General features: G+C 56.4%; 25 protein-coding genes. 15 read left to right on the top strand and 10 right to left on the bottom strand.

From position 1 onward, the window contains the following. Window positions 1-2: 2 nt before the first annotated feature. On the bottom strand, window positions 3-1553 hold the full coding sequence (hutH, locus tag KTJ90_RS13290; protein ID WP_039659252.1) for a histidine ammonia-lyase: 1551 nt from the start codon (window positions 1551-1553) through the stop codon (window positions 3-5). Window positions 1554-1879: 326 nt separating this feature from the next. On the opposite strand from hutH (KTJ90_RS13290), the gene hutC reads away from it, so the two are divergent. Then, the gene (gene hutC / locus KTJ90_RS13285) at window positions 1880-2635 is read left to right on the top strand and encodes a histidine utilization transcriptional repressor HutC (protein WP_039659254.1); all 756 of its coding nucleotides are present in this window, start codon (window positions 1880-1882) and stop codon (window positions 2633-2635) included. Here the strand turns inward: hutC and KTJ90_RS13280 are convergent. Beyond that, window positions 2619-3161, bottom strand: coding sequence for a HutD/Ves family protein (locus KTJ90_RS13280; protein ID WP_039659255.1), 543 nt, complete (start codon window positions 3159-3161; stop codon window positions 2619-2621). The genes hutC and KTJ90_RS13280 overlap by 17 nt on opposite strands. Continuing rightward, entirely contained in the window at window positions 3158-4513 is a 1356-nt protein-coding gene (locus tag KTJ90_RS13275; protein WP_182629986.1) for a formimidoylglutamate deiminase, read from the bottom strand. Before KTJ90_RS13275 ends, KTJ90_RS13280 begins: the two co-directional genes overlap by 4 nt. Before the next feature lie 80 nt (window positions 4514-4593). Between KTJ90_RS13275 and hutI the strand changes: the two genes are divergently transcribed. The 7 genes from hutI (at window position 4594) to hutH (KTJ90_RS13240) (ending at window position 11537) form a co-directional block, all read left to right on the top strand. Beyond that, a complete protein-coding gene (gene hutI, locus KTJ90_RS13270; protein ID WP_039659260.1) occupies window positions 4594-5811 on the top strand; it encodes an imidazolonepropionase in 1218 nt (405 codons plus the stop codon). After that, window positions 5808-6599, top strand: coding sequence for an N-formylglutamate deformylase (gene hutG / locus KTJ90_RS13265; RefSeq protein ID WP_008925089.1), 792 nt, complete (start codon window positions 5808-5810; stop codon window positions 6597-6599). The genes hutI and hutG overlap by 4 nt, the downstream gene beginning before the upstream one ends. Before the next feature lie 307 nt (window positions 6600-6906). Beyond that, complete coding sequence (locus KTJ90_RS13260) at window positions 6907-7755, top strand: transporter substrate-binding domain-containing protein (protein WP_008925090.1); 849 nt, start codon at window positions 6907-6909, stop codon at window positions 7753-7755. A 12-nt stretch (window positions 7756-7767) separates the two neighbouring features. Beyond that, window positions 7768-8487, top strand: a complete 720-nt coding sequence (locus KTJ90_RS13255) for an ABC transporter permease (protein ID WP_003851749.1) — start codon at window positions 7768-7770, stop codon at window positions 8485-8487. Window positions 8488-8495: 8 nt separating this feature from the next. Next, complete coding sequence (locus KTJ90_RS13250; protein WP_008925091.1) at window positions 8496-9236, top strand: ABC transporter permease; 741 nt, start codon at window positions 8496-8498, stop codon at window positions 9234-9236. Further along, complete coding sequence (locus tag KTJ90_RS13245) at window positions 9229-10023, top strand: ABC transporter ATP-binding protein (RefSeq protein WP_003851746.1); 795 nt, start codon at window positions 9229-9231, stop codon at window positions 10021-10023. The genes KTJ90_RS13250 and KTJ90_RS13245 overlap by 8 nt, the downstream gene beginning before the upstream one ends. 8 nt (window positions 10024-10031) lie before the next feature. Further along, window positions 10032-11537: a histidine ammonia-lyase gene (gene hutH, locus KTJ90_RS13240; protein ID WP_039659302.1), complete on the top strand. Its 1506-nt coding sequence runs from the start codon at window positions 10032-10034 to the stop codon at window positions 11535-11537. Window positions 11538-11540: 3 nt separating this feature from the next. Here hutH (KTJ90_RS13240) and KTJ90_RS13235 read toward each other — a convergent pair whose 3' ends face one another. Beyond that, window positions 11541-12173 (bottom strand): flavin reductase family protein, encoded by a 633-nt coding sequence (locus KTJ90_RS13235; protein WP_039659265.1) that lies wholly within the window; start codon window positions 12171-12173, stop codon window positions 11541-11543. A gap of 141 nt (window positions 12174-12314) precedes the next feature. Here KTJ90_RS13235 and rlmF point away from each other — a divergent pair, with 141 nt between their 5' ends. Then, complete coding sequence (gene rlmF / locus KTJ90_RS13230) at window positions 12315-13247, top strand: 23S rRNA (adenine(1618)-N(6))-methyltransferase RlmF (RefSeq protein WP_105099366.1); 933 nt, start codon at window positions 12315-12317, stop codon at window positions 13245-13247. A 75-nt stretch (window positions 13248-13322) separates the two neighbouring features. Here the strand turns inward: rlmF and glnQ are convergent, their stop codons facing one another. From glnQ to rhtA, 5 genes are all read right to left on the bottom strand, one after another. Beyond that, the gene (gene glnQ / locus KTJ90_RS13225; protein ID WP_003851741.1) at window positions 13323-14045 is read right to left on the bottom strand and encodes a glutamine ABC transporter ATP-binding protein GlnQ; all 723 of its coding nucleotides are present in this window, start codon (window positions 14043-14045) and stop codon (window positions 13323-13325) included. Continuing rightward, entirely contained in the window at window positions 14042-14701 is a 660-nt protein-coding gene (glnP, locus tag KTJ90_RS13220) for a glutamine ABC transporter permease GlnP (protein WP_003851740.1), read from the bottom strand. Before glnP ends, glnQ begins: the two co-directional genes overlap by 4 nt. 78 nt (window positions 14702-14779) lie before the next feature. Then, a complete protein-coding gene (gene glnH / locus KTJ90_RS13215; RefSeq protein WP_003851738.1) occupies window positions 14780-15526 on the bottom strand; it encodes a glutamine ABC transporter substrate-binding protein GlnH in 747 nt (248 codons plus the stop codon). A gap of 319 nt (window positions 15527-15845) precedes the next feature. After that, window positions 15846-16349, bottom strand: coding sequence for a DNA starvation/stationary phase protection protein Dps (gene dps, locus KTJ90_RS13210; protein WP_003851735.1), 504 nt, complete (start codon window positions 16347-16349; stop codon window positions 15846-15848). A gap of 325 nt (window positions 16350-16674) precedes the next feature. Then, window positions 16675-17589, bottom strand: coding sequence for a threonine/homoserine exporter RhtA (gene rhtA, locus KTJ90_RS13205; RefSeq protein WP_003851733.1), 915 nt, complete (start codon window positions 17587-17589; stop codon window positions 16675-16677). 368 nt (window positions 17590-17957) lie between these two features. Here rhtA and ompX point away from each other — a divergent pair, with 368 nt between their 5' ends. Further along, complete coding sequence (ompX, locus tag KTJ90_RS13200; protein WP_008925816.1) at window positions 17958-18470, top strand: outer membrane protein OmpX; 513 nt, start codon at window positions 17958-17960, stop codon at window positions 18468-18470. Between the two features lie 236 nt (window positions 18471-18706). Here the strand turns inward: ompX and KTJ90_RS13195 are convergent, their stop codons facing one another. Beyond that, window positions 18707-18898, bottom strand: coding sequence for a hypothetical protein (locus tag KTJ90_RS13195; RefSeq protein ID WP_283543394.1), 192 nt, complete (start codon window positions 18896-18898; stop codon window positions 18707-18709). Window positions 18899-19150: 252 nt separating this feature from the next. Here KTJ90_RS13195 and mntR point away from each other — a divergent pair, with 252 nt between their 5' ends. The 5 genes from mntR to KTJ90_RS13170 all read left to right on the top strand — a co-directional run bounded on the left by mntR (window position 19151) and on the right by KTJ90_RS13170 (window position 25130). Further along, on the top strand, window positions 19151-19609 hold the full coding sequence (gene mntR, locus KTJ90_RS13190; RefSeq protein ID WP_003850512.1) for a manganese-binding transcriptional regulator MntR: 459 nt from the start codon (window positions 19151-19153) through the stop codon (window positions 19607-19609). Between the two features lie 20 nt (window positions 19610-19629). Next, window positions 19630-20739, top strand: a complete 1110-nt coding sequence (locus KTJ90_RS13185; protein WP_286866546.1) for an SLC13 family permease — start codon at window positions 19630-19632, stop codon at window positions 20737-20739. 149 nt (window positions 20740-20888) lie between these two features. Continuing rightward, window positions 20889-22034 carry an HlyD family secretion protein gene (locus KTJ90_RS13180; protein WP_003850510.1) on the top strand — a complete coding sequence of 382 codons (1146 nt, stop codon included), beginning with the start codon at window positions 20889-20891 and terminating at the stop codon, window positions 22032-22034. Continuing rightward, window positions 22031-23599, top strand: coding sequence for a DHA2 family efflux MFS transporter permease subunit (locus tag KTJ90_RS13175; RefSeq protein WP_003850509.1), 1569 nt, complete (start codon window positions 22031-22033; stop codon window positions 23597-23599). The genes KTJ90_RS13180 and KTJ90_RS13175 overlap by 4 nt, the downstream gene beginning before the upstream one ends. A 1-nt stretch (window position 23600) precedes the next feature. After that, on the top strand, window positions 23601-25130 hold the full coding sequence (locus KTJ90_RS13170; RefSeq protein WP_003850508.1) for an efflux transporter outer membrane subunit: 1530 nt from the start codon (window positions 23601-23603) through the stop codon (window positions 25128-25130). The last annotated feature ends 675 nt before the right edge of the window (window positions 25131-25805 follow it).

The raw sequence follows: 25805 nt of genomic DNA, 5'->3' as shown, positions 1-25805 counted from the left end.
ATTCAAGAAGTTGGGCGCATGCTCGGCAGCAGCGCGGTCAATGCCTGAGGCCAGTCAGCGCGACTTGCCCACTGACGCATGGCCTCGATATCGGGTGCCAGCAGGCGATCTTCCTCAAGGAAAGCGACCTGCTCGCGAATGGTGTCGATGGCCTGCTCAATCAGCACAGAGCTTTTCAGCGGCCGGTTAAATTCAATACCCTGCGCGGCGGCCATCGCTTCAATACCGACCACCGCGGCGCTGTTAAAGCACATGCTGCCGAGACGGCGGGCGGCATAGGTCGCCATTGAGACGTGATCCTCCTGGTTAGCGGAGGTCGGCAGACTGTCTACGCTGCCCGGATGGGCCAGCGATTTGTTCTCAGAGGCGAGCGCGGCGGCGGTGACCTGGGCGATCATAAAGCCAGAGTTCACGCCACCGTCACGCACCAGGAAAGGCGGCAGGCCAGATAAGCCGCTGTCCAGCAGCAGCGCCAGGCGCCGCTCGGAGATGGCGCCGACTTCAGCAATGGCCAGCGCCAGGATATCTGCGGCAAAGGCCACGGGTTCGGCGTGGAAGTTGCCGCCGGAGATCACATCGCCGCTGTCGCTGAACACCAGCGGGTTGTCCGAGGCTGCGTTTGCTTCGATTTCCAGAATCCGCGCCGCGTGGCTGAAATTGTCCAGGCAGGCACCCATCACCTGCGGCACGCAGCGGATGGAGTAGGGGTCCTGCACGCGGCCGCAATGGGTATGCGACTGCAGAATTTCACTGCCCTCTATCAGAGCGCTGACGGCGGCGGCGACCGCAATCTGGCCCTGCTGACCACGCGCTTTATGAATACGGGCGTCGAACGGTTTCAGCGAGCCTTTGATCGCCTCCAGCGAGAGCGCACCCGCCATCAGACCGGCAGCAAACAGATTTTCACCTTCAAACAGGCCACGCAGCGCCAGCGCAGTCGAAACCTGGGTGCCATTGAGCAGCGCCAGTCCTTCTTTTGGACCGAGCACAAACGGCGACAGGCCGACGCTTGCCAGTCCTTCTGTTGCCGGGATCAGCTTACCAGCGAGCCGTACCTGACCTTCACCCAGCAGCATCAGCGACATGTGCGCCAGCGGCGCCAAATCGCCAGAAGCCCCGACAGAGCCTTTTTCCGGGATGCAGGGCATCACACCCGCGTTAAACAGGGCAAGCAGCGCCTCAACGAGTTCGATTCGCACGCCAGAGTGACCGCGCGCCAGACTGATGATTTTGGTTGCGACCACCAGCCGGGTGACATTGTCGGGCAGCAGATCGCCCAGTCCGACGCTGTGTGACAACACCAGATTACGCTGCAGATCCGCCAGCCGGCTGGCCGGAATTTGGGTCTGCGCCAGTTTGCCGAAGCCGGTATTAATGCCATACACCACGTTACCGGAGGCGACAATGGCATCTACGGTTTGCTGCGCCGCTGCAATCGCCTGACGCGCACGCTCATCGAGACTTAATGTGACATTACCCTGATAGATAGCGCGTAATGTGGCGAGGTCCACCTCGCCTGGCACCAGGCGCAATGCCTGAAACGAACCTGACATAGCCTACTCCTGTCGATACAAGTGTGCTGGTGTGGCGAAGCTGCTTCCCTTGCCCTGAACCAGCGGGATAATTCGAGTGAAACATAAGCATTAAATCTTGTCTATGCTTGTCTATACAATCAAGCAAAGGAAGCAAAGGACGTGCCAGGCCGATCACAAAAATCGAATCTCCCTATGCTGCGGGTCGGGTGTTTAGCATGTGGGAGAAGCTGCACCATCAGGATGCGGAGGCTGCACCATCGGAGCATCGCGTGCTCTGCTGGATGTATATACATTCACGCAGTGAGACAGTAAACTCAGGGGACTTTCAGCATAAGGAACAGCAAATGGTTGAGCATACGGCACTGGCACAACTGGCGGCGGCAATGAGCGATGAACCCGCACCGATCTATCAGCGGGTGAAACAGGCCATCGTCAGCCAGATTCGTGAAGGGTTGTGGAAAGCGAATCAGCGTGTGCCATCAGAAAGTGAACTGGTCAATGAACTGGGCGTCAGTCGCATGACCATTAACCGGGCGCTGCGTGAGCTCACCAGTGAGGGATTTCTGGTGCGGATGCAGGGTGTCGGGACCTTTGTGGCGGAGATGAAAGGGTACACCGCCATGCTGGAGGTGCATAACATCGCCGATGAGATTGCCCAGCGAGGTCATCAGCACAGCGCAAAAATCCTTACCATCGGTCAGAACAAAGCCGATCCCGAGCAGGCGGCCGTACTGGGTCTCACTACCGGGCAGACGCTCTTCCATTCGCTGATTGTGCACTACGAAAATGATCTGCCGGTGCAGCTGGAGGATCGTCTGGTCAATCCCCTGGTCGCGCCCGACTACCTGACGCAGGATTATGAGAAGATGACGCCGTACACCTATCTCATGCGGGTCGCGCCGCTGACGGCGGGTGAGCACATCGTTGAAGCGGTGCTGCCCGATGCGCGTCAGCGTAAGCATTTGTCGCTGGATGAGCACGAACCCTGCCTGCTGATTCGCCGTCAGACCTGGAGCGACACGAAAATCGTGACCTATGCGCGATTGCTCTATCCCGGCTCACGTTACAAACTGCTGGGCCGCTTCAGAGGACACGGTTAAGTCGGGTAAACAGCAGCCGGGCATCCGTTTCACACGGGCTGAGTTGTGTCTCATCATCGACCCACCACGTCCCCTGTTGCGCGCTCAGCTTTTCTCCGTCAGCCGTCTGCCATGCGCCAGCCAGCACCCAGGCGACGCCATGCAGCGCGCTGACCTCTGTGGTCACCACCTCCACCGTTGCCTGCCATTCACCACGTCGCGTCATGATATTAAAATCTTCGCTGACGCTGCCCTGCAGTTGTGCCGTTAAGGCGAGTTCGCCGGCAAACGCCCACGGCTTTTGCGGCGTCAACAGATGCTGCACGCCGGGCGCGGTTAACAACACCGGATCGCCGTGCAGCAGGGTGATAACCCGATCAATCTCCGGAAAGGGAGAGAAGGGGCCATCCTGCGCCAGGGTCGCAATACTGGCGCGCCAGCCAAAGCGATCTGCGCCGGGCGGGAAACTGATAATCTCACGGGTCTCACCGCCACCGTTGCGCCAGCGGCTGACTGCCAGATCGGCATATGCGAACCGGGCGATCATCGCAGCGCCGCCATTGCCTGAGCAAAGCGTGCGGCACACGCTGTCTGGTGCGGATGCACGCCATCTTTCACCACGGCTTTACCTGCAACATAGACGTCGCGAATCTGATCGCGCTGTCCGGCAAACAGCCAGCGGTTCATTACGGCGTGTGATTCCACGCTGCCGAGCCATGCCTCATCACGCAGCACCAGCCAGTCAGCACGTTGTCCCACCGCCAGCGTACCCTGCTGAATGCCGCACGCCTGCGCACCCCCTGCTGCAGCCTGTTGCCAAAGCAGATCGCCTACCGAGGGCTGGTCAGGCAGGGTGATTCGGTTGCGGCGCTGGTCGCGCAGGCGCTGCGCATACTCCAGCCAGCGCAGCTCTTCCTGGGTGCTCAGCGAGACGTGACTGTCGGAGCCAATGCCCCAGCGTCCGCCCTGCGCGATATACTCCACCGCCGGAAAAATGCCGTCACCGAGGTTGGCTTCGGTGGTCGGGCAGAGACCCGCCACCGCACCGCTGCGGGCAAGGCGTGACAGTTCGCTCTCATCCAGATGCGTGGCGTGGATCAGACACCAGCGCGTATCCACGTTAAAGCGGTTAAGCAGCCAGGCAACCGGCCGTTCGCCGCTCCACGCCAGTGAATCATTGACCTCTTTCTGCTGTTCAGCCACATGGATATGTACCGGCAGCCCAGGATCGCTGGCCGCCAGCACGTCGTGCATCTGACTTTCACTTACTGCCCGCAGCGAATGGAAACAGAGGCCACGATTCAGCAGTGGCCGCTGCTGCTGCCACTCCTCCAGCCGCGCCTGCTGTTGCAGATACTGGTCGGTCTGCTGGATAAAACGTTTCTGACCCGCCGTTGCAGGCTGACTGCCAAAGCCGCTGTAGCTGTAGAGCACCGGCAGCAGGGTCTGACCGATACCGGCGATCTCCGCCGCCTCGATCAGCTGTTGCAGCATCGCATCATCACCATAGGGTGCGCCGCTGGGGTCGTGATGCAGATAGTGAAACTCCGCCACCTGGGTGTAGCCGCCCTTCAGCATTTCGATGTAGAGCAGGGCGGCAATATCGCCCACCTGCCGGGGTGTCAGGCGCTGCACCATGCGGTACATCAAATCCCGCCAGGTCCAGAAGCTGTCCTGAGGATCGCCCGCGACTTCTGCCAGCCCCGCCATGGCACGCTGGAACGCATGCGAGTGCAGGTTGGCGATCGCCGGAATTACCTCGCCGTTGAGCTGGACAGCATTCTCCGCATGGCTATCCGGAGCAATGGCATCGATAAAACCCGCCTGATTAACTGTGATACGAACCTGCTGCTGCCAGCCCTCTGCCAGCAGTGCACGCGGGGCAAAAAAAGTTACCATGGTTGATCCTCTCCGGATGTGGTTGTATATACATATACATACTTTGAGGCACAGTGTAAACGGTGGAGGCTTAGGCAGCGATGGCAGAAGAGATGCGTGTAGATACGGTATGGACCGGGGCCGACCTGGTTACCATGCGTGACGGAAAGTACCATCTGATTCCGCAAGGCGCGCTGGTGGTGCGGGCAGGTAAACTGGTATGGGTGGGCCCGCAGGCGGAGATGCCCGCGTTCGTCGCCGATCAGCATCATCAACTGCCAGGCGGCATCGTGACGCCAGGGCTGGTGGATTGTCATACCCATCTGGTGTTTGGCGGCGACCGCAGTCAGGAGTTTGAACAGCGCCTGAATGGCGTCAGCTACGCAGAGATCGCCGCGCAGGGCGGCGGCATTCTCTCCACCGTGCGCGCCACCCGCGCGGCCACGGAAGAGGAGCTGGTGGCGTCGGCTCGCTGGCGGCTCGATCGGCTGCTGGCCGAAGGCGTCACCACCGTGGAGATTAAGTCCGGCTATGGTCTGGATGAAGAGAGCGAACTGCGGATGCTGCGGGCGATTCGCCAGCTGGGAGAGAGCGTGTCCGCCGATGTGCGTGCCACCTGTCTGGCAGCACATGCCTTTCCGCCGGAGTTTAAGCACGACCCGGATAGCTGGGTCGATATCATCTGCGATCGACTCCTGCCGCAGGTGAAGGCGCTGGGGCTGGCGGATGCGGTGGATGCGTTCTGTGAGCATCTCGCCTTTTCCCCTGCGCAGGTGGCGCGGGTGTTTGACCGGGCGGTGGCGCTGGGTATGCCGGTGAAATTGCATGCGGAACAGCTTTCGGCACTGGGGGGCGCAGCACTGGCGGCGCGCTACGGCGCACTCTCTGCGGACCATCTTGAATACGCCACGGAAGAGGATGCCAGGGTGATGGCAGAGCATGGCACCGTCGCGGTGCTGCTGCCTGGTGCGTTTTACCTGCTGCGTGAGACCCAGCGCCCGCCGGTGGAAAGCTTCCGGCGACATGGGGTACCGATGGCACTGGCCAGCGATGCGAATCCTGGCACCTCGCCTGCGCTGTCGCTGCGTCTGATGCTCAATATGGGTTGCACGCTGTTTGGCATGACACCGGAAGAGGCGCTGGCGGGCGTCACCCTGTGGGGAGCAAAAGCGCTGGGGCTGGCTGACAGTCACGGCTCGCTGGAGGCGGGAAAAGTGGCAAACTTCGTGCACTGGCCGCTGGCTCGTCCCGCGGAACTGGTTTACTGGCTGGGTGGTGAGCTGCCCTGTACCGTTATTTATCGTGGAGAACCACAATGAACCCTTTCTATTTCACCCAGGGCAGCCTGCCGCTGCTGGTCAGCATTCCTCACGCCGGGACCGACCTGACACCCGACGTGGAGGCTGGATTAAGTGAGGCCGCGCGCGGCCTGCCTGACACCGACTGGCATATCCCGCTGCTGTATGATTTTGTGCGTGACCTCGGGGCCAGCGTGTTAATTGGCCGCTACTCCCGTTTTGTGGTTGATCTTAACCGTCCGCCCGATAACCAGCCGCTCTACACGACGGCCACCACTGGCCTGTTCCCGGAAACGCTGTTCGACGGCACGCCGACCTTTGCGCCAGGTAAAACGCCTGATGCCACGGCGCGTCAGGGCTACATCGATCAGATCTGGCAGCCTTATCATCAGCAGATTCAGCAGGAGCTGGCGCGGCTTAAAGCGCTGCATGGTTATGCGCTGCTGTTTGATGCTCACTCCATCGCCAGCGAAATTCCCCGCCTGTTTGAGGGCCGTCTGCCCGATATCAATGTTGGCACCAACGACGGTGCAAGCTGTACACCTGCCATGAGCGCGGCGATTGAAGCAGTATGCAGCGCACAGAACGACTACAGCTGGGTGATTAACGGACGCTTTAAAGGCGGCTACATCACCCGCGCTTATGGACAGCCGCAGCAGCATATTGAAGCCGTCCAGCTGGAGCTGGCGCAGCTCAACTACATGGATGAGATGCCTCCTTACGCCTGGCAGCAGGCGCGTGCCGCTCAGTTACAGAAAGTGCTGAAGGCGATGATTCATGCCATGCTGGCGCAGGCTAAACCGCAGTAAATCAGCGATGCGCCACGCCGGTGCAGCGCTGCGCTAATCGGGTGCAGGTGAGGGCAGCCTGTGTGGCTGCTCCCTTGCTACCGCCTCCATTCTTCGCTTTTTCAGAGCTGGCATAACCTTAGCTTGGTTGTATGTACAAGTACTGCAGTGCGTGCTCTATCTGAATAAATTCCGTCTGGCTCACAAAATGAAAAAGCCGGCAATGAACTGCGTTGCGTTAACTTGTATATACATGACATATCATCTTGTGGGGTTTATGTTAAATCTCATCAGGGCGATCACCAGGCCGCTACTTCAGGAGAACCGTATGACACACCCTCTGACTCTTCGTCGTTTATGTCTTACTACGCTGGTTTCCAGTCTGCTGCTCTGTGGCGTCAGCGCCCAGGCTAAAGAGTGGAAGTCGATCACCATTGCCACTGAAGGCAGTTATGAACCCTGGAACCTCACCCTGCCGGGCGGCAAGCTGGGCGGTTTCGAACCGGAGCTGATGGCGGATCTCTGCCAGCGCATGGCGATCCAGTGCAAGCTGGTGGTGCAGAACTGGGATGGGATGATCGCCGGACTGAATGCCGGAAAATATGACGTCATCATGGATGCGATTGTGATTACGCCCGACCGCAAAAAAGTGGTGAATTTCACCGTGCCTTACGCCTCAACACCCGCCACCTTTATCACGGTAAAAGGGTCACTGCTGCCCGCTGACAGCAAGATCATCAAACTCACTGACGATGAAAAAACCATTGAGCCTGCCATCGCACCCCTGAAAGCAGCGCTGAAGGGCAAAACGATTGGTATCGCCTCTGGCACGGTCTATACGCCGTTTATCGACAAATACTTCAAAGGGGTGGCGGATGTGCGTGAATACACCAGCTCAGCCGATGCGATTCTTGATTTGCAGGCCGGACGCATTGATGCGGTGTTTGACGATGTGACGTTCGCGCAGTCGATGCTGGCACGACCGGATAACCGCAACCTCAGTTTCAGCGGTCCTCAGCTGGGCGGCCCAATCTGGGGTGAGGGCGAGGCGATGGGTGTACGCATGGCCGACAACGATCTGAAAGCCCGACTGGATCAGGCGATTAAAGCCGCGCTGGCCGATGGCACAGTGAAAAAGCTGAGTGAGAAGTGGTTCAAAACTGACGTCACACCCTGAGTGAGGTAACTGATGATAAGCCTGCTGAGTTTTGGCCCGGACGGCTGGGGACGGTTGATTCTGAGTGCCACGCTGACCACGTTGCTGCTGTCGTTTTGCGCGCTGCTGGTCGGCGCGGTGGTGGGATCGGGCGTGGCCGCCGCAAAGTTATCCCCGCACCGGGCGGTACGCTGGCTGGGTGAAAGCTACTCGGTGATCTTTCGGGGTATCCCTGAATTGCTGGTGATCTACCTGTTCTACTTCGGTGGATCGGGACTGATCACGCAGATCGGACAACTGTTTGGCGCAGACGGTTTTATCGAAGCGCCGCCGTTTCTGATCGGGGCATTGGCGATCGGGCTTATCTCCGGCTCTTACCAGGCGGAAGTCTATCGTGCCGCGCGGCTGGCTCTGGCGAAAGGGGAGATCGAAGCCGCCGTCGCCATTGGCATGCCGCGCTGGCGCATCCGGCAACGTATCCTGTTGCCGCAGGTGGCGCGCTATGCGCTGCCCGGCCTGTCTAACGTCTGGCAGATGAGCCTGAAAGATTCCGCGCTGGTATCGGTGACCGGCATTGTCGAGCTCATGCGGGCCAGCCAGATAGCAGCCGGTTCTACCCGGGACTACTTCTCCTTTTACCTGGTGGGCGGTGCCTGTTATCTGCTGCTGACGCTGCTGTCGAATCGCGCCTTTCTGCGCGCCGAATCCCGTCTGGGTCGCGCCTGGCAAAGCCGCACCGCTGCACAGCATTAAGGAGAGTTATGATTGATTTTGCGTTCCTTACTGACACCTTCCTGAAACTCAGCGCGGCGCTGCCGGTCACGCTAGGCCTGTTTATCAGCGCCTTTCTCTGCGGGGGCGTGCTGGCGGTCGGTATTCTGGCGCTGCGCATGAGCCGCTGGCGGCTGCTGAGTGCATTCGCCCGCGGCTACATTCTGGTGTTTCGCGGCTCGCCGCTGATGATTCAGTTGTTCCTGATCTACTACGGGCTGGGACAGTTTGGGGTGATCCGCCACAGCGTCTTCTGGCCGTTCCTGCGTGAGCCTTTTACCTGCGCGGTGCTGGCCCTGTCCCTCTGTACCGCCGCCTACACGGCGGAGATCCTGCGCGGCGCGCTGCTGGCGGTCCCGCCCGGTCAGGTGGAAGCGGGGATGGCATGCGGCATGTCGCGCGGCCTGCTGCTGCGGCGCATTATCGCGCCGGTGATGCTGCGTTATGCGCTGCCTGCGTACTCCACCGAAGCGATTCTGCTGGTGAAATCAACCGCGCTGGCGAGTCTGGTGACGGTGTGGGATGTCACCGGGGTCGCGCAGCAGATTATCCAGCGTACTTACCGCACTATGGAGGTGTTTCTCTGTGCGGCGGCGATCTATCTGATCCTCAACTTCATCATTGTTCAACTGTATGCCCTGCTGGAGCGGCGTCTGACACCGGTTCATAAACCGGAAAAAAAGCCGTTACCGGCCGCTAAGCCGATCCCCGGAGGAGAAAAAAATGTCTGAACTGCCACCCGTCACGCTGTCGGCCAGCGATATCCATAAATCCTTTGGCGCGATGGAGGTGCTGAAGGGCATCTCGCTGCAGGCGCATCAGGGCGATGTCATCTCTATTCTCGGTGCCAGCGGCTCCGGTAAAAGTACGCTTCTGCGCTGTATCAACCTGCTGGAGACGCCTGATTCTGGCGTCGTCAGCGTGGGCGGTGAAACCATTGAGATGAAGCGTCATGCACGCGGGCACCAGCTGGCGGCTAACCCGCGTCAGATTGAACGGCTGCGTTCCCGGCTGGGGATGGTGTTTCAGAGCTTTAATCTCTGGTCGCATCTCACCGTACTGCAAAACGTTATTGAAGGGCCGCACTACGTGCTGAAGCGCGATAAAAAAGCCTGCATCGCTCAGGCAGAACAGCTGCTGGATCGGGTTGGCCTGCTGAATCGCAAAGACTTCTATCCCGCTCAGCTTTCGGGCGGCCAGCAGCAGCGGGTGGCGATCGCCCGCGCGCTGGCGATGGACCCGGAGGTGATGCTGTTTGATGAACCGACATCGGCACTGGATCCGGAACTGGTGGGTGAGGTGCTGAAGGTGATGCGCAGCCTGGCCGAAGAGGGGCGCACCATGCTGGTGGTCACGCACGAGATGGGCTTTGCCCGCAACGTCTCAAACCGGGTCGTGTTTATGCATCAGGGCACGATTGATTGTCAGGGCACGCCAGAGGCGATGTTCGGCGAGGCGGGATCGGCGCGCTTTAAGCAGTTTATTTCCAGCCATCATCAGGTGGAGCCGGTGGTATGAGCGACGTCATGAGTCAGACGCGGGTCTGGGGCGATGGTCCGCTTAAATGGCAGGAGCTGGTGCAGGTCGCCCGGCATGGCGCGACTCTGACGCTGAGCGACAGCGCCTGGCAGCGAATTGCCCGGAGCCGTGAAATCGTCGGCAACATCGTCGCGGCGGGGCAGGTAGCCTACGGCATCAATACCGGATTAGGGGCGTTGTGCAACATTACTCTTTCCGAAGATGAACTGAGCCAGCTGTCGCGCAATACCTTACTGAGCCATGCCTGTGGTGTCGGGCCGGTGCTGAAAAAAGCGGAGGTGCGCGCCATTCTGTGTGCCGCGATTGCCAACTACAGTCATGGCAAATCGGGTGTGTCAGTAGCGCTGGTGCAGCAGCTGCTGGCGCTACTGAATCTGCAGATTACCCCTCAGGTGCCGTCCCAGGGATCGGTGGGCTATCTGACCCACATGGCGCATATCGGTCTGGCCCTGATCGGCATCGGCGAGGTGGAGTGGCACGGCGAAATCATGCCCGCGCAGCAGGCGCTAACCCAGGCAGGCTTAGCGCCTTACCGGCCAGGTGCCAAAGAGGGACTGAGCCTGGTCAACGGCACGCCTTGCATGACCGGCTTAGCCTGCCTGGCGCTGGACGATGCCGGGCGTCTGCTGGACTGGGCGGATGTGACAGGCGCAATGAGTTTTGAAGCGCTGCGCGGTCAGCTGGTGGCGTTTGATCCAGAGGTGCTGGCACTCAAGGCCAGCCCGGGAATACAGCGCAGTGGTGAACGTCTGCGCCAGTTGCTGAGAGACAGCCCGCTGCTGAACGCGAGTGTCGGCATCCGCACTCAGGATGCGATGAGTCTGCGGTCGATGCCGCAGGTGCACGGCGCCTGCCGCGATCAGTTTGATCACGCCGCACGTCAGGTGGAGACTGAACTCAATGCCTGTACCGACAATCCGTTGATTCTGGGCACGCCGCAGGAGTGGCGCGTGGTGTCACAGTCACATCCGCACGGTGAATCGGTGGCGATGGCCTGTGACCTGCTGGCGATTGCGCTGGCGGAACTGGGGAGCATTGCCGAACGACGGCTGGATCGGCTGGTAAACCCGCTGGTCAGTGGCCTGCCGCCGTTTCTGGTGGCCGAGCCTGGCGTCAATTCTGGCATGATGATTGCGCAGTACGTCGCGGCCTCACTCTGCGCGGAAAACCGTCAGCTGGCGCAGCCTGCGGTACTCGATAACTATGTCACTTCAGGATTACAGGAGGATCACGTCAGTCTTGGCACCGGTTCGGCGTTAAAGCTGCTGAAGCTGGTCAGCAACGTCGATCACATCATTGCGATTGAGTATCTGCTGGCGGCGCAGGCGCTGGAGTTTCACGGTGAATCACAGCTGGCAGCCGGCACGCGGCGCGCCTGGCAGCATCTGCGGCAGGTGGTTGAGCGCTGGCAGCAGGATCGCTGGCTGGCACCCGACATCGACCGTGCGGTGGCGCAGATAAGGGCGCACCGGACCGATGCGCTTGTGGGGTGAGGATTATTTAGGGCGTGCGTCGGGACGGACCAGGTCAAAGCGTTGTGTTTCGCTGATGCCGTAATAGGCGCTGGGACCACCTGCGCGCAGAATCGGCTCGGCTTTTGCGGTCTGATAAATGCCCGCTTCCAGCAGCGATTCATCGATGTGGATCGCGACCGCTTCACCCAGCACCAGCCAGCTGTCGACCAGATTGCCACTGGCATCCTGCAACTGAATCAGCTGGGTCAGACGACACTCAAAGTTGACCGGGCTTTCCGCCACCAGACTTGCACCAACCTGTGATGCTGACAGCGGGGTTAATCCGGCAAAAGCAAACTCATCCTGATCGGCAGGCAGTGAAGCAGAACTTTCGTTCATCGCTTCGGCCAGCGGGCGGGTAGCCAGGTTCCAGACAAACTCTTTGGTGTCCGCAATGTTCTGCACGCTGTCTTTCCAGCCGCTGCTGGCGAAACCGATAATTGGCGGATGATAGTTGAAGCAGTTAAAGAAGCTGTAAGGGGCCAGATTGCGCTGGCCGCTGGCGCTGACAGAGCTAATCCAGCCGATTGGTCGTGGTCCGATAATGGCGTTGAGCGGATCGTGGGGCAGACCGTGACCAGCACGGGGTTCATAGGAATAGCGTTTCCGGGTCATAACGTCTCCAGCAGGTGATTTTATTTATCTTAGCCCGACAGCATCACCCGACGGAATCGGAAAGCGGTAAGCGGATGGTGCGGGTTTATTTTCCGCCGCCTACAGCGTATTGTACGCGCGCCTGAATAATTGAGAGAACGTATGAAAAAGTCAGCCAGCACGTCGCCCTTCCACGCCCGCAATCGCCATCAGGGCGAATACGATTTTGCCGCGTTAACCGCTGCTCATCCGCCGCTGAAGGCTAAAGTCCGGCCTAATGGTTATGGCGTGAAGTCTGTGGATTTTGCGGACCCGGAGGCGGTGATGCTGCTGAACCAGGCGCTGATCAAACTCTTTTACGACATCGACTGGCAGCTTTCTCCCGGCTCACTCTGCCCGCCAGTACCGGGACGCGCCGATTATCTGCACTACCTGGCCGATCTGCTGGCGCTGGATAACAACGGCGTTATCCCGATGGCGGACATTCTCGATGTTGGCTGCGGCGCAAACTGCATCTATCCACTGATTGGTGCGGCAGAATATGGCTGGCGCTTTACCGGCACCGAAATTGATGAAGCCGCCATCAAAGCCGCTAACCGCATCGTTGCGGCTAACCCACGCCTGACGCGCCAGATCCGTCTGCGTCGTCAGAAAAACAGCGATGCGGTGCTGGCGGGTGTGGTCAGCAAAACGGAATTCTTCAGCGCGGTGATGTGTAATCCGCCATTCCACGCGTCGCCGGATGAGGCAGTGGCCGGTTCGCAGCGCAAGGTCCGCAATCTCGGACTGGACAAGAGTGCGCCACTTAACTTTGGCGGGCAGCACAATGAGCTGTGGTATCCCGGTGGCGAAAAGGCGTTTATCGGCAAGATGATCGCCGAGAGCGTGGCGCTGGGTCGTCAGATCGGCTGGTTTACCTCGCTGGTGTCGCGCAAAGAGAACTTGCCGGCACTGGAAAAACAGCTGCAGGCGCTCGACGTTGCTGAAGTGCGGGTGGTGAACATGGCCCAGGGTCAGAAACAGAGCCGCTTTCTGGCGTGGAGTTTTATGCCTGCCGCACCGCGCAGCAAACTGCTGAGTCGTCTGGGAAGTTAGGGTTTTCCCGGTGCAGGCACGCTATTACTGCGGCCAGGGGCATAAAAAAACGGGCCGCTTAGCGGCCCGTTTTGATCAGGAGACGTGCTGCAGGAATTCGCGCAGACGGTCACTGGGTGGATTGCTGATCAGGCTGTCAGGATCGCCATCTTCCGCAATCCGGCCTTTATCAATAAAGATCAGGCGCGAGGCGACCTTCTGTGCAAAGCCCACTTCATGCGTCACAATCACCATCGTCATGCCTTCTTCCGCCAGATCCTGCATCACTTTAAGGACTTCATGACGCAGTTCCGGGTCCAGCGCTGAGGTTGGCTCATCGAACAGCATCATCTTTGGCTTAACCGCCAGCGCACGGGCAATCGCCACGCGCTGCTGCTGGCCGCCGGACAGCTCAGACGGAAAATGATGTGCACGCTCTGCCAGGCCCACTTTGCCCAGCAACTCACGCGCCAGCTGGCGTGCCGCTTCTTTACTGGCGCCACGCACCCGGATAGGACCAAAGGCAACGTTGTCCAGCGCACTCATCTGTGGGAACAGATGAAACTGCTGGAATACCATGCCCGCTTCCTGACGAATCAGGCGGTCATCAACTTTCGGGTCATTCACGCGCAGGCCATCAACAATCAGCTCGCCGCTGGTGATCTCTTCCAGCTTGTTAATGCAGCGTAAAAGGGTGGATTTACCGGAACCGGATGGGCCGATAATCACCACCACTTCGCCCTGGTTAATCTTCAGATCAATATTGTGCAGCACCTGGGTCTGGCCAAAATGCTTGGAGACATCTTTAAATTCAATCACAGGATTTTCACCCTTTTCTCAATGCGGCGCAGCACAAAGCTCAGCACCAGCGTAATCACCAGATAGATGATCGCGACGGCGCTCCAGATTTCCAGAGCGCGGAAGTTACCGGCAATAATCTCCTGACCCTGACGCGTCAGTTCAGCCACACCAATAACGATAAACAGCGAGGTATCTTTGATGCTGACAATCCATTGGTTGCCCAGCGGTGGCAGCATACGACGAAGCGCCAGCGGCATAATCACGTAGCGCAGCGTCTCACGGCTCGACAGGCCAAGCGCCAGTCCGGCTTCGCGGAAGCCCTTATTAATCGACAGCACGGCACCACGCGTAATCTCCGCGATATAAGCGCCAGAGTTAATCATGATGGTCACTACCGCTGCGCTGAAGGGATCAATGCGCAGGTCGGGGAACGCCATCGGCAGAGCAAAGTAGATGAACATCACCTGCACCACGATAGGGGTGCCGCGGATAATTTCGATAAACACCAGTGCGATGTTATTGGTGATCCAGCCGCCGTAAGCGCGGGCAAAACCGGCAATCAGCCCGATAAACAGGCCGCCAACCAGTCCAATAACAGAGATTATTAAAGTCAGTTTAGCGCCTTCAAGCAGCGCTGGCATGGCGGGCCAGATGACGCTCCAGTCAAACTCCATGGTGTCACTCCAGATATGTTGCGATGGAAAAAAGCAGGGAAAAAGTTTCCCTGCTGAAATCAGATAACGGGCAAATTATTATTTAGGTTCGGTGCCGAACCATTTTTTATAGAGCGTGTTATAGGTGCCGTTCTCTTTCAGGGTTTTCAGTGCGCCGTTTACTTTTTCACGTAAATCGTCGCTGCCTTTCGGGAAGGCGATACCATACTGCTGCGCTTCAATCGAATCGCCTACCGCTTTAAAGCGGCCTTTACCGGCGGTGTGGATGAAGTAAAGAATGTTTGGCGTGTCATGCAGCACGGCGTCCGCACGGTTAGTGCCCAGTTCCATGTAGGCGCTGTCGATGTTCGGGAACTGACGCAGGTCTTTAGATTTGATGTGGGCTTTTGCGTATTCCACAGAGCCGGTGCCGCTTTTCACAGCAACCACTTTACCGTTCAGATCGCTGATGCCTTTGATGTCGTTTTCATTGTTACGCACCATTACCTGCAAACCGCTTTTGTAATAGCCATCAGAAAACTCGATCGCTTTTTTACGTTCTTCGGTAATGGTGATGCCCGCAAGGGCCAGATCGACATTGCGCGTTTGCAGTGCAGGGATAATGCCGCTGAAGTCCATTGGCTTCAGGGTATAATCCAGCTTCAGCTCTTTCGCAATGGCATCCCACAGATCCACATCAAAGCCGACATATTTGTCACCCTGTTTGAATTCGAACGGAACAAAGGCGGTATCGGTCGCGACAACCAGCTTCTTATCTGCTGCAGTGGAAGAGAGGGAGAAGGCCAGCGCCAGCGCGGCCACAGAAACTTTTAACAGTGACTTCATCATTTTTCCTTTTTTTACTACCAGGCGGCAGGGCCTGCGTTTGCGGCTTGTCATATGAAATAATTATGCCAACTTTGCAAGTTTCGCGAAATCAGAGAGTTAAATAACATAGCTGACACGATTTTGCAGTTAATTCTGCCTTTGCACCATTTAGGTGCTCAGTTTTGGTGCATATGGCTGTTTTGGTGCAAGCGGTAGTGTGCCTCAGATGTTAAGGCTGTGAAGCGAAGGAAGGAAGAACTGTTAACAGGGTCATAAAAATGCGGTAACGAAGACGTAAAAAAGGCGGGTTTCCCCGCCTGATTGACTGCATTGAGTTTTATTCAATGTTGGCTTCGATGAACCACAGGAATTTGTCCAGGTCACGTGATGCCGCAGTAAAGATGTCAGCGGTATCTTCATCTTTCACTTCAGTAATGGCTTTACGGGTATCATTAGCCACGACGCTGTAACGGTCTGCCAGCGCTTTCAGATGATCCTGAACGCTGTGAATATTCAGCGGATAGCTTTTCAGCGGCGTCGTATCGTTAACAACCTGCGTGGTGCCCAGTGCAACGCCGCCCAGCTGTACCACACGCTCAGCAATGGTGTCCTGATGCTCGGTGATTGCAGTACGGAAGCCGTCCAGCATTTCATGTACACCGATGAAGTTAGCACCGCGCATGTTCCAGTGCGCCTGCTTAGTAATCAATGACAGGTCAATAAACTCGACTACCAGACGGTTCAACACCGCGATGGTGGCTTTCTTCTCATCTTCGGCCACGTCATTACGGGTATAAATCAGGTCAGCAGATTTAGTTTTAACCAGTTTAGCGGTACTCATCGTTTCAGTCCTCTCTTTGATGGTTGTCCTAATCAAGTACCGGATAAGTATAGCAGCGCTTTTCAGCTTTGCAGAAACGACTTTATCGATAGATGAAATAGTGCAGATCTTTATTAAAAGCGGGAAGGCACAGACGAGGTTAACGCAATGTTAAAATAAAAGCGCTTGTATTTAATCAATTAAATCAATACTTTAATTTTGTATGTAAATAACAGGTAAGCGTCTGTTTCAAAATAGTCAGAACCTGGACAGGGAATGGTTAAGAATAATTCTCATGATGAGCATGATTGTTATTTAGCCCACCACAAAGGCAGGCTAAAGGCGTTTATTTCTGACCAGAATCTGATAATTCCACGCTGCTTAACTGGCTCTTTTTCGGTCGCATGGTCAGCGTTGAGCCTGCCGAAGCGATGATGATTGCCAGTAGCGCCAGCCACTGTAGGCCGGTCAGCGTTTCGCCCAAAAACAGCATGCCGGAAAAAGCGGCCATGGCGGGTTCCAGACTCATCAGCGTGCCGAAGATGCGCGCCGGTAAGCGGGTAAGGGCGATCATCTCCAGTGAGTAGGGTATCGCGCTGGAGAGCAGGGCAACCAGCAATGCGATCGGCATCACGGCCCATGTCCAGATGCCACTTTCTGCAAACGTCAGCCCCAGCGGTACAAAAATCACCGAAGCAATCAGCGAACCGATAGCCACTGTCGCAGGACCATGTTCTGCACCTGCCCGCTGTCCCGCCAGGATATAGATTGCCCAGCAGGCACCCGCACTCACGGCCAGTGCTGCGCCCAATGGATCAATCGCGGTCATCCCTGTCCCAAACGGCAGCAGGAACCACAAACCAATCACCGCCAGCAGCACCCAGACAAAATCCAGTGGTCTGCGCGATCCAAACAGCGCCAGCGCCAGTGGACCGGTAAACTCCAGTCCCACCGCCACGCCCAGCGGCACAGTGCGAATCGCCAGATAGAATGTGAAGTTCATGGTGCCCAACGCCAGACCATACATCAGCAAAGGCAGACGTTGTTCCCGGCTAAAGCGTAAACGCCAGGGTTTAAAGATGACACAGAGTATCAGGGTGCCAAAGCCCAGACGCAGCGCGGTGATTCCCGTCGCCCCAACAGAAGGAAACAGGCTTTTTGCCAGAGAAGCACCGCCCTGCAGCGACAGCATCGCAATCAGCAGTACGGCAATTGGCAACACGATTGGCGCAAGATTTTTAGAAGCGGGAGAGGCAGACATCCTGTGTACTTTTCCTGGTCATCAACGTAACGAGTGGGCCAGTGTAAAGGAAATGTCAGGCAAAAAATCATGAGTCAGCGTTTTTAATTTGCCTTAACTGCGCAAATTTTGGCCAAAATCAGTGCCATTTAGGTAAAGAAATGTCAGGTTTTTTTAGGAATTAACTTAAACGGCAAATTGAGCACAAAAAGATTATTGCAGGAAGATGACGGATTTTATAAGAAAAATGAATGACATAGTATGTCGCATTAACGTCCTGTTACACCAAACTTTCTGTTAGACAACAAAATCCGGGCAGAGTTTCTCGCTATTTTTTGTTATATTTTCAGCGTTGTCAGGAGAGAAGTATTTTCACATTTGAGGTGGTTATGAAAAAAATTGCATGTCTTTCAGCATTAGCCTGTGTACTGGCAGTATCTGCAGGTTCAGCAATGGCACAGAGCACCGTAACTGGTGGCTATGCTCAGAGCGATTATCAGGGCGTAGCGAACAAAGCTAACGGCTTCAACCTGAAATACCGCTACGAAGACGGTTCTAACCCACTGGGTTGGATCGGTTCATTCACCTACACTGAAAAAGATCGTACCGAAGATGGCGTTTACAACAAAGGCCAGTACTACGGTGTGACCGGTGGTCCAGCTTTCCGTCTGAACGACTGGGCTAGCATCTATGGTGTTGTCGGTATCGGCTATGGTAAATACCAGGGCAACGAAACTGCATCACGTGATAAAACTGACACCAGCGACGTAGGTTTCTCTTACGGCGCAGGCATGCAGTTTAACCCAATGCAGGACATCGCACTTGACGTTGGTTACGAGCAGAGCCGTATCCGTAGCGTTGACGTCGGTACCTGGATTGCTGGCGTAGGTTACAGCTTCTAAGTTTAGCTTAGCTGACCTGCAAAAAAACGGCCCCTTGTGGGCCGTTTTTTATTGTGCTGATTTTACCCGCCACCCCGACTTACCTGTCGGTCTCCCGTCTCATTCTCTGGCAGACGCTGATCTGCAGGCATGCCCCTTTCAGCCTCAGGGCAGTTTCTTATGAGGGGAAAAAACAAAGAGAACAAACAGAGGGGCGTGAGCCTTTCAACCGCAGGCAAAAAGGCTCTGAATCAGGATTAGCCGCGCCAGATAAGATTCGGACAGCGAGGTTCGGCAGGCTTATGGCCCAGCAGTTTTTCAATCAGCATCAGACGCAGTGTGAAAGGGGAACGCGTCAGCAGGCACAGCCAGGATTTAAAATCCGTGGTTGTTTTCTTCTCTGTCTGGAAGCATTTGCTGCAATCTAAGCAACATTTCAGAGTGCTCATAGAATTACCTCCCAATCCTGATCGACGCGGTAATCAGCAGCGTGGGGTGAGAGCGTCATCATCACCAGAGCAACAGAAGATCACTAGGGATCATGCGTTGGCTGCTTACATTATCAACAAAGATAGCACTGGCTATATCGTTTAGCCAAGGCTAATGACGAAAAATTTGAGCTTCTTTGTGGCTGGTTTACAATGAGCGCAGCTAAATCCGTACAGCAGCGTCAGTACGGGAAATAATAATGAGGAAGCTGAATGAGTCGTCGTGCTAAAAGCGTGGTTTCTGCGCCGAAAGGACCACTGAAAGATATTGAAGAGCATGTCGAAGGTTTTCGGCAGGTGCGTGAAGCGCATCGTCGGGAGTTAATTGATGACTACGTTGAGTTAATCTCTGATTTAATTGGTGAATTTGGCGAAGCACGTCAGGTCGATATGGCAGCCCGTCTGGGCGTTTCGCAACCGACAGTGGCTAAAATGCTGAAACGACTTGGCAGTGCCGGGCTGGTTGAGCAGGTCCCTTACCGCGGTGTCTTCCTGACCAGTGAAGGGGAGAAGCTGGCAGAGGAGAGTCGCGCCCGTCATCATATTGTTGAAAGTTTTCTGCTGGCGTTAGGCATCAGCCCCGAAACGGCCCGACGCGATTCAGAAGGTATTGAACATCACGTCAGTGATGAAACTCTGGCTGTATTTAAGAAGTTCTCCGAAACCCGTTAACGCTAAGGCGTACCCTCACCATGCCACAACTGCTTCGATCTTTTTTGCATGACTCAATTTTGCATTTATTAATCGTGATTGGTGTAGTTCTGGCATTCCTGGCGGATTTCCGCTGGGCCGATCTGCCCGGAGCCGTAGACTGGCATACCATTATCACACTCACCGGGTTATTGATTCTGACCAAAGGGCTGGAAACCAGCGGCTACTTTGACGTGCTGGGAGGACGCCTGATTGCGCGTTTCCGGCACGAACGTGCGCTGGCGCTATTTATGGTACTGGCTGCCGCGTTGCTCTCCACGTTTTTAACCAACGATGTTGCGCTGTTTATTCTGGTGCCGCTGACATTAACGCTGCGGAAGTTCTCTCATTTACCTATCTCGCGACTGATCATTTTCGAGGCGCTGGCAGTGAATGCCGGGTCGCTGCTGACGCCGGTCGGCAATCCGCAAAACATTCTGCTGTGGAGTCACGGCAAGCTCAGCGTTATTGCATTCATTGTGCAGATGCTGCCGCTGGCCGCCTGGCTGCTGCTGAGCCTGGTCGTGCTGACCTGGTTTAGCTTTTCAAAGCGGACAATTGATAAACATGACAACCCGGAGCAGCCGGAGTGGCAGAAGCCGCTGTTTATTGTCAGCGTGGTGTTATACCTGCTGTTTATCGCCGGTCTGGAGCTGGAAATCACCGGCTGGATACTGCTGGTTATCCTCGCCACCTTTTTGGTAATGGCGCGTCCGGTACTGCAACGTATCGACTGGAGCCTGCTGGCGGTGTTTATCGCCATGTTTATTGACGTCTTCCTGCTGACACGTCTGCCGGTGATGCAGGCTCACTTTGATGCGGTGGCGCATTTCGGCCAGGGGCAGCTCTATCTGCTGGCGATTGGTCTGTCACAGGTGATCAGCAATGTCCCGGCGACGATTCTGCTGCTGCAAAAAGTCCCGCCAACCGATGTGCTCGCCTGGGCGGTCAACATCGGTGGATTCGGTCTGCTGCCAGGTTCACTGGCTAACCTGATTGCTCTGCGTATGGCGAAAGATCGTGCCGTATGGTGGCAATTTCATCTCTTTTCCCTTCCTTTGCTGGCCTGGTCAATGGCCAGCGGCTGGCTACTGCTGCGGTTGCTCAATTAGGCCCGATACATCCTGCTATCGCTGTCAGGTGGCAGGATGTGCGGCATTCCTCAAGTTTCGTAAAGTTGCACTGGATTTTGTCAATTTCCGATATAAGGTTAACAGGACCTTTATGCCCGGAATCAGGGCCTTAGCCAGTGATGGGAACTATGAGCGAGAACAATCAACGCGATCCACATCAGCAGGACGCAGAAAACACGACGGATCAAAACCGTCAGTCAGAGGAAAATCAGGACAACGACCAACAGCCTGAGCGTAAACGCCCCGGTAAAAAGCCGCTGATTATTCTGGCAGTGGTGGTGGTGATTATGCTGATTGTCGGTCTCTGGTTCTGGTTATCTACCCGCAATATTGAAACCACCGACGACGCCTTTACCGAAGGCGATGCCGTTACTATTGCGCCTAAAGCATCCGGCTATGTCGTGAAGTTGCTGGTGAAAGATAACCAGCGGGTGAAGAAGGGCGATCTGCTGGTGGAGATTGATCCCAGCGACAACCGTGCCCAGCGTGAACAGGCTAACGCGCAGCTCGGTTTAGCCGTTGCACAACTGCATCAGGCGCAGGCCCAGCTGGCGCTGTCAAAAGTACAGTATCCGGCTCAGCGCGATCAGGCTCTGGCCGATCAGGCGAAAGCAGAAGCCAATATGCTGAATGCGCAGGCGGATTATCGTCGCCAGCGTGGCGTCGATCCACGTGCGACCAGCCAGCGTAATATCGACAGCGCGTCTGCGCAGCTACGTTCGGCGCAGGCACAGTTACAGAGTGCGAAAGCCCAGGTTGAAGTCGCTTCACAGGTTGCCCTGCAGATTCGTCAGCAGGAGACCAATGTTGAAGCGCGTCAGCAACAGGTTGAGCAGGCGAAAGCACAGTTAAGTACGGCCGATCTTAACCTCTCCTATACCCAGGTTCGTGCGCCTTATGACGGGTTTATCACCAAGCGTAACGTTCAGCTGGGCACGCTGGTGCAGGCCGGTTCCTCTCTGTTCTCGCTGGTTTCGCCTGACATCTGGGTTACTGCGAACTTCAAAGAGTCTCAGCTGGAACGCATGAATCCTGGCGATAAAGTGAAAATCAGCGTTGATGCATGGCCGGACATGAAGCTGGAAGGACACGTCGACAGCATTCAGATGGGCTCCGGCTCACGCTTCTCGACCTTCCCGTCAGAAAACGCCACCGGTAACTACGTGAAAATTGTTCAGCGTGTGCCAGTGAAAATCGTTATCGACAAGGGCCTGGATCCGAACCATCCGCTGCCGCTGGGTCTCTCCGTTGAACCCGAGGTAACAGTGGAATGAGTACGGCGCAGAGCTGGAAACCGGCCAGTAATCCGTGGTTAGTGGCAATCACGGTGACGCTGGCGGTGTTTATGGAGATCCTCGACACCACCATCGTTAACGTGGCGCTGCCGCACATCGCCGGTTCGCTCTCCTCCAGTTATGATGAGTCAACCTGGGTGCTGACCTCCTATCTGGTGGCGAACGGCATTGTGCTGCCTATCTCTGCGTTCTTCAGCCGGCTGTTTGGCCGTAAACAGTTTTTCCTGATTTGCATTGTGATGTTCACCATTTGCTCGTTCCTGTGCGGCATCGCCACTGAACTCTGGCAAATCATTCTGTTCCGCGTGCTGCAGGGCTTTTTTGGTGGCGGATTGCAGCCCGTTCAGCAGTCCGTGCTGCTGGACTACTTCAAGGCAGAAGATCGCGGCAAGGCATTTGGTCTCTCCTCCATCGCTATTATCGTCGCGCCGGTGATTGGCCCGACATTGGGTGGCTGGATCACTGACAACTACAGCTGGCGCTGGGTGTTCTTTATTAACATTCCGGTGGGCGTGCTGACTGTGCTGGCGATCTATCAGCTGCTGGAAGATCCGCCTTGGGAGCGTAAATGGGCCAAAGGTAAGCTGAAGATCGATTACATCGGGATCAGCCTGATTACCTTAGGCTTGGGGTGTCTGCAGGTGATGCTGGATCGCGGAGAAGATGAGGACTGGTTTGCTTCGCACTTTATCGTACTGTTCGCTGTTCTGGCGCTGGTTGGCATCGTTGGCGCCATTTACTGGCTGATGTATGCGCGTAAGCCGGTGGTCGATATTCTGGTAATGAAAGACCGGAACTTCTGGGTGGCCGGGCTGTTGATGGCGGGAATGGCGATGATTCTGTATGGCAGTTCTGTGGTGTTGCCACAGCTGGCGCAGCAGGATCTGGGTTATACCGCCACCTGGTCAGGGCTGGTGTTGTCGCCCGGCGCGGTGCTTATTGTGCTGACCATACCACTGGTGCTGAAACTGATGCCGATTGTGCAGACGCGATACATCATCGCCTTTGGTTTCAGCTGTCTGGCCATGGCGTTTTTCTATTCTGCTACCCTGACGCCGAATGTCGATTTCAAAACGCTGGTGATGATGCGTAGCGCACAGTCGATCGGGCTGGGTTTCCTGTTTGTTCCGCTGACTACGATTGCCTTTGTCACCATTCCTCAGCGACTTAACGCGGACGCCTCCGCGCTCTTTACCATGTTCCGTAACGTGGCCGGATCCATTGGGATCTCGCTTTCGACCGCGGCCATTACCGAGCGCGCACAGGCGCGGTCGGCGCATATGGTGCACAACATGACGCCGCTTAACGAGCCGTTCAACATTACGCTTGAGCACTGGGCGCAGGCGATACGCGACTTCACGTCGGCGGTGGGCGATCCCATTACGCTGGCAACCGGTCAGCTCTATCAGGAGATGATTGCGCAGTCGCGTATTCTCGCATACATCGATGTCTTCTCAGGCCTGAGTATTGTCGCCCTGATTTTGATTCCATTTTGTTGGCTGCTGTCGCCGATCAAGAGCGAAGGCAGTGCAGGAGCACACTAACATGAAGGTTTTTTATACTCATCGCCTGAAACCCCTGAGCTTACTGCTGGCCCTGGGGCTGGCGGGCTGCGCTGTCGGACCTGACTATCAGGCACCGAAACCTGCCGTGCCAGGTAGCTACAACACGCTGGATTCGCAGGAGGCGTCAAAGCCACAAAACGCCGCAATTAATTCCCGCTGGTGGCGGAGCTTTAACGATCCGCAGCTCGACAGCCTGATTGAGCGGGCGATAGCGGGGAACCTGAGCCTGCAGCAGACAGTGCTGCGGATTGCGGGCGCGCGTGAACAGCTGACGCAGGCCCAGGGCAGCCTGTTCCCCAGTCTGAGCGGTTCGGCTAAAGTCACCCGTCAGCAGCTCGGCCTGAAAGGCTTGCTTGAGTCCAATGGCGCCACCGATCAACTCGACAGCAACGTGGCCAGCCAGCTCAATGGCCTGACCCAGCCGGTTAACCTCTATCAGGGCAGCTTCGATGCCAGCTGGGAGCTTGACCTGTGGGGCAAAGTTCGCCGTCAGGTTGAGGCCGCCAATGCCCAGCAGCAGGCAGCGATAGAGCAGCGTAACGATGCGCTGGTCTCACTTGAGGCCGAAGTTGCGCGAGCCTGGCTGCAGCTGCGAGGCGCGCAGAGCACCGTTCAGACTCTGCAGGAGCAGATTAATGTGGCGCAGCAGACGACCGAGCTGACGCAAAGTCAGCAGCGTAATGGTCTGGCTCCGTTAACTGATGTAGAAAATGCCCGTGCCCAGCTCAGCACGCTTCAGGCCCAGCTGCCGCAGTATCAATCGCAGGCACGGCAGGCGATGAACGGATTAGCGGTGCTGCTTGGCAAAACACCGGGTGCACTGGATGCTGAACTCAGCACACCTAAAGCCTTACCGCCGTTGCCGCAGTTTGTACCGGTTGGTATTCCCTCCACGCTGGCACGTCGTCGTCCTGATATTCGCCAGGCTGAAGCGACGCTGCATGCTCAAACCGCGGAGATCGGCGTGTCTGTTGCGCAGCTCTTCCCAAGCCTGTCGCTGACCGGACAGCTGGGCGTACGCAACACTGACGCCAGTTATCTGGATAACTGGAGCAGCCATTTCTACAGTTATGGCCCCTCGCTTTCGATCCCGATTTTCCAGGGTGGACAACTGGTATCGAGCGTCAAGTTAGCGCGGGCGCAGCAGGCCAGCGCCGCGCTGGATTACCGTCAAACTGTGCTGACGGCGTTACAGGATGTCGAGAATGCGCTGGTCAGCTACCGCGCCGACCAGCAGCGCGTGACTGCGCTGGATGAGACGACCGGCGCCCTGCAGCGGGCCTTTAACCTCGCCAGCGACAGTTACCGCCAGGGGCTTTCGACCTTCCTTGACGTGCTGGATGCGCAGCGCCAGCTGGCACAGGCTCAGGAGCAGGCGACTCAGGCGAGAATGCAGAGCGCTCTGGATTTAGTGGCGCTTTATAAAGCGCTGGGCGGCGGATGGGAAACGTATCAGAACGTTGAGATGCCGCAATATCCGGTATTTGGTCCGGCCACACAGGCGAATTAATCCTTTCGCGGTCGCTGCCTGTGCGCAGTGACCGCTTTATCTCTCCCTTTTAACCGCGTTAAGTTAAGGGTTCTCACCCACTCAATGTAAATCTCAATGGTCTAAGCCGTTGAATTAGCATACATCGCAGCCCCAACGCGTCCGGTCCGGACTGCAGAAAATAAACAGCCAGTCTTAGCCGGAATATTATCAGCGCTTTTGACCGGCAATTATTTTTACGTTACCGGCCATCCTGGATTCTGAGCCGTGTCACCTTTCTGAATTTATTTCTTTGACGATTCTTTAATGCAACTTACGACTGTTAAGGTGAGAGCACGTGATCATTCACCAGGCGGAGCCAGACCCTACAGTTATTGCACAGCCGGTCGGGCTGCGAATAATCTGACGCTGCTGGAAATCTCACCGTTAAAAAAGGGCTGGCTGCACGCTGAGGGATAATTAAAAAAACACGCGAGCGGTAATAATTTTGCACTATTTAAGGTAGGGGAGGCGGTTTTTCAGGCATGATCTGTAAGCTGGTGTGACAGAGATCTCAATCAGGGCACGCGTTTAATCAGCTATCAACGAACCTTTAATTGCAATTAATGACGCGCTGTAGTGCGCGTTTAGCGAAAATCGTTAACGCCTGTTGCCGGTATAACAAGGCTGAAATCGTTTTCATCGGTTGAGTAAAAG

Source organism: Pantoea jilinensis (assembly GCF_019104105.1).
In the GTDB taxonomy this organism is placed as follows: Bacteria; Pseudomonadota; Gammaproteobacteria; order Enterobacterales; family Enterobacteriaceae; genus Pantoea; species Pantoea eucalypti.
Note: the sequence above shows the minus strand (reverse complement) of the source record. Positions and strands in the feature narration are given on the sequence as shown.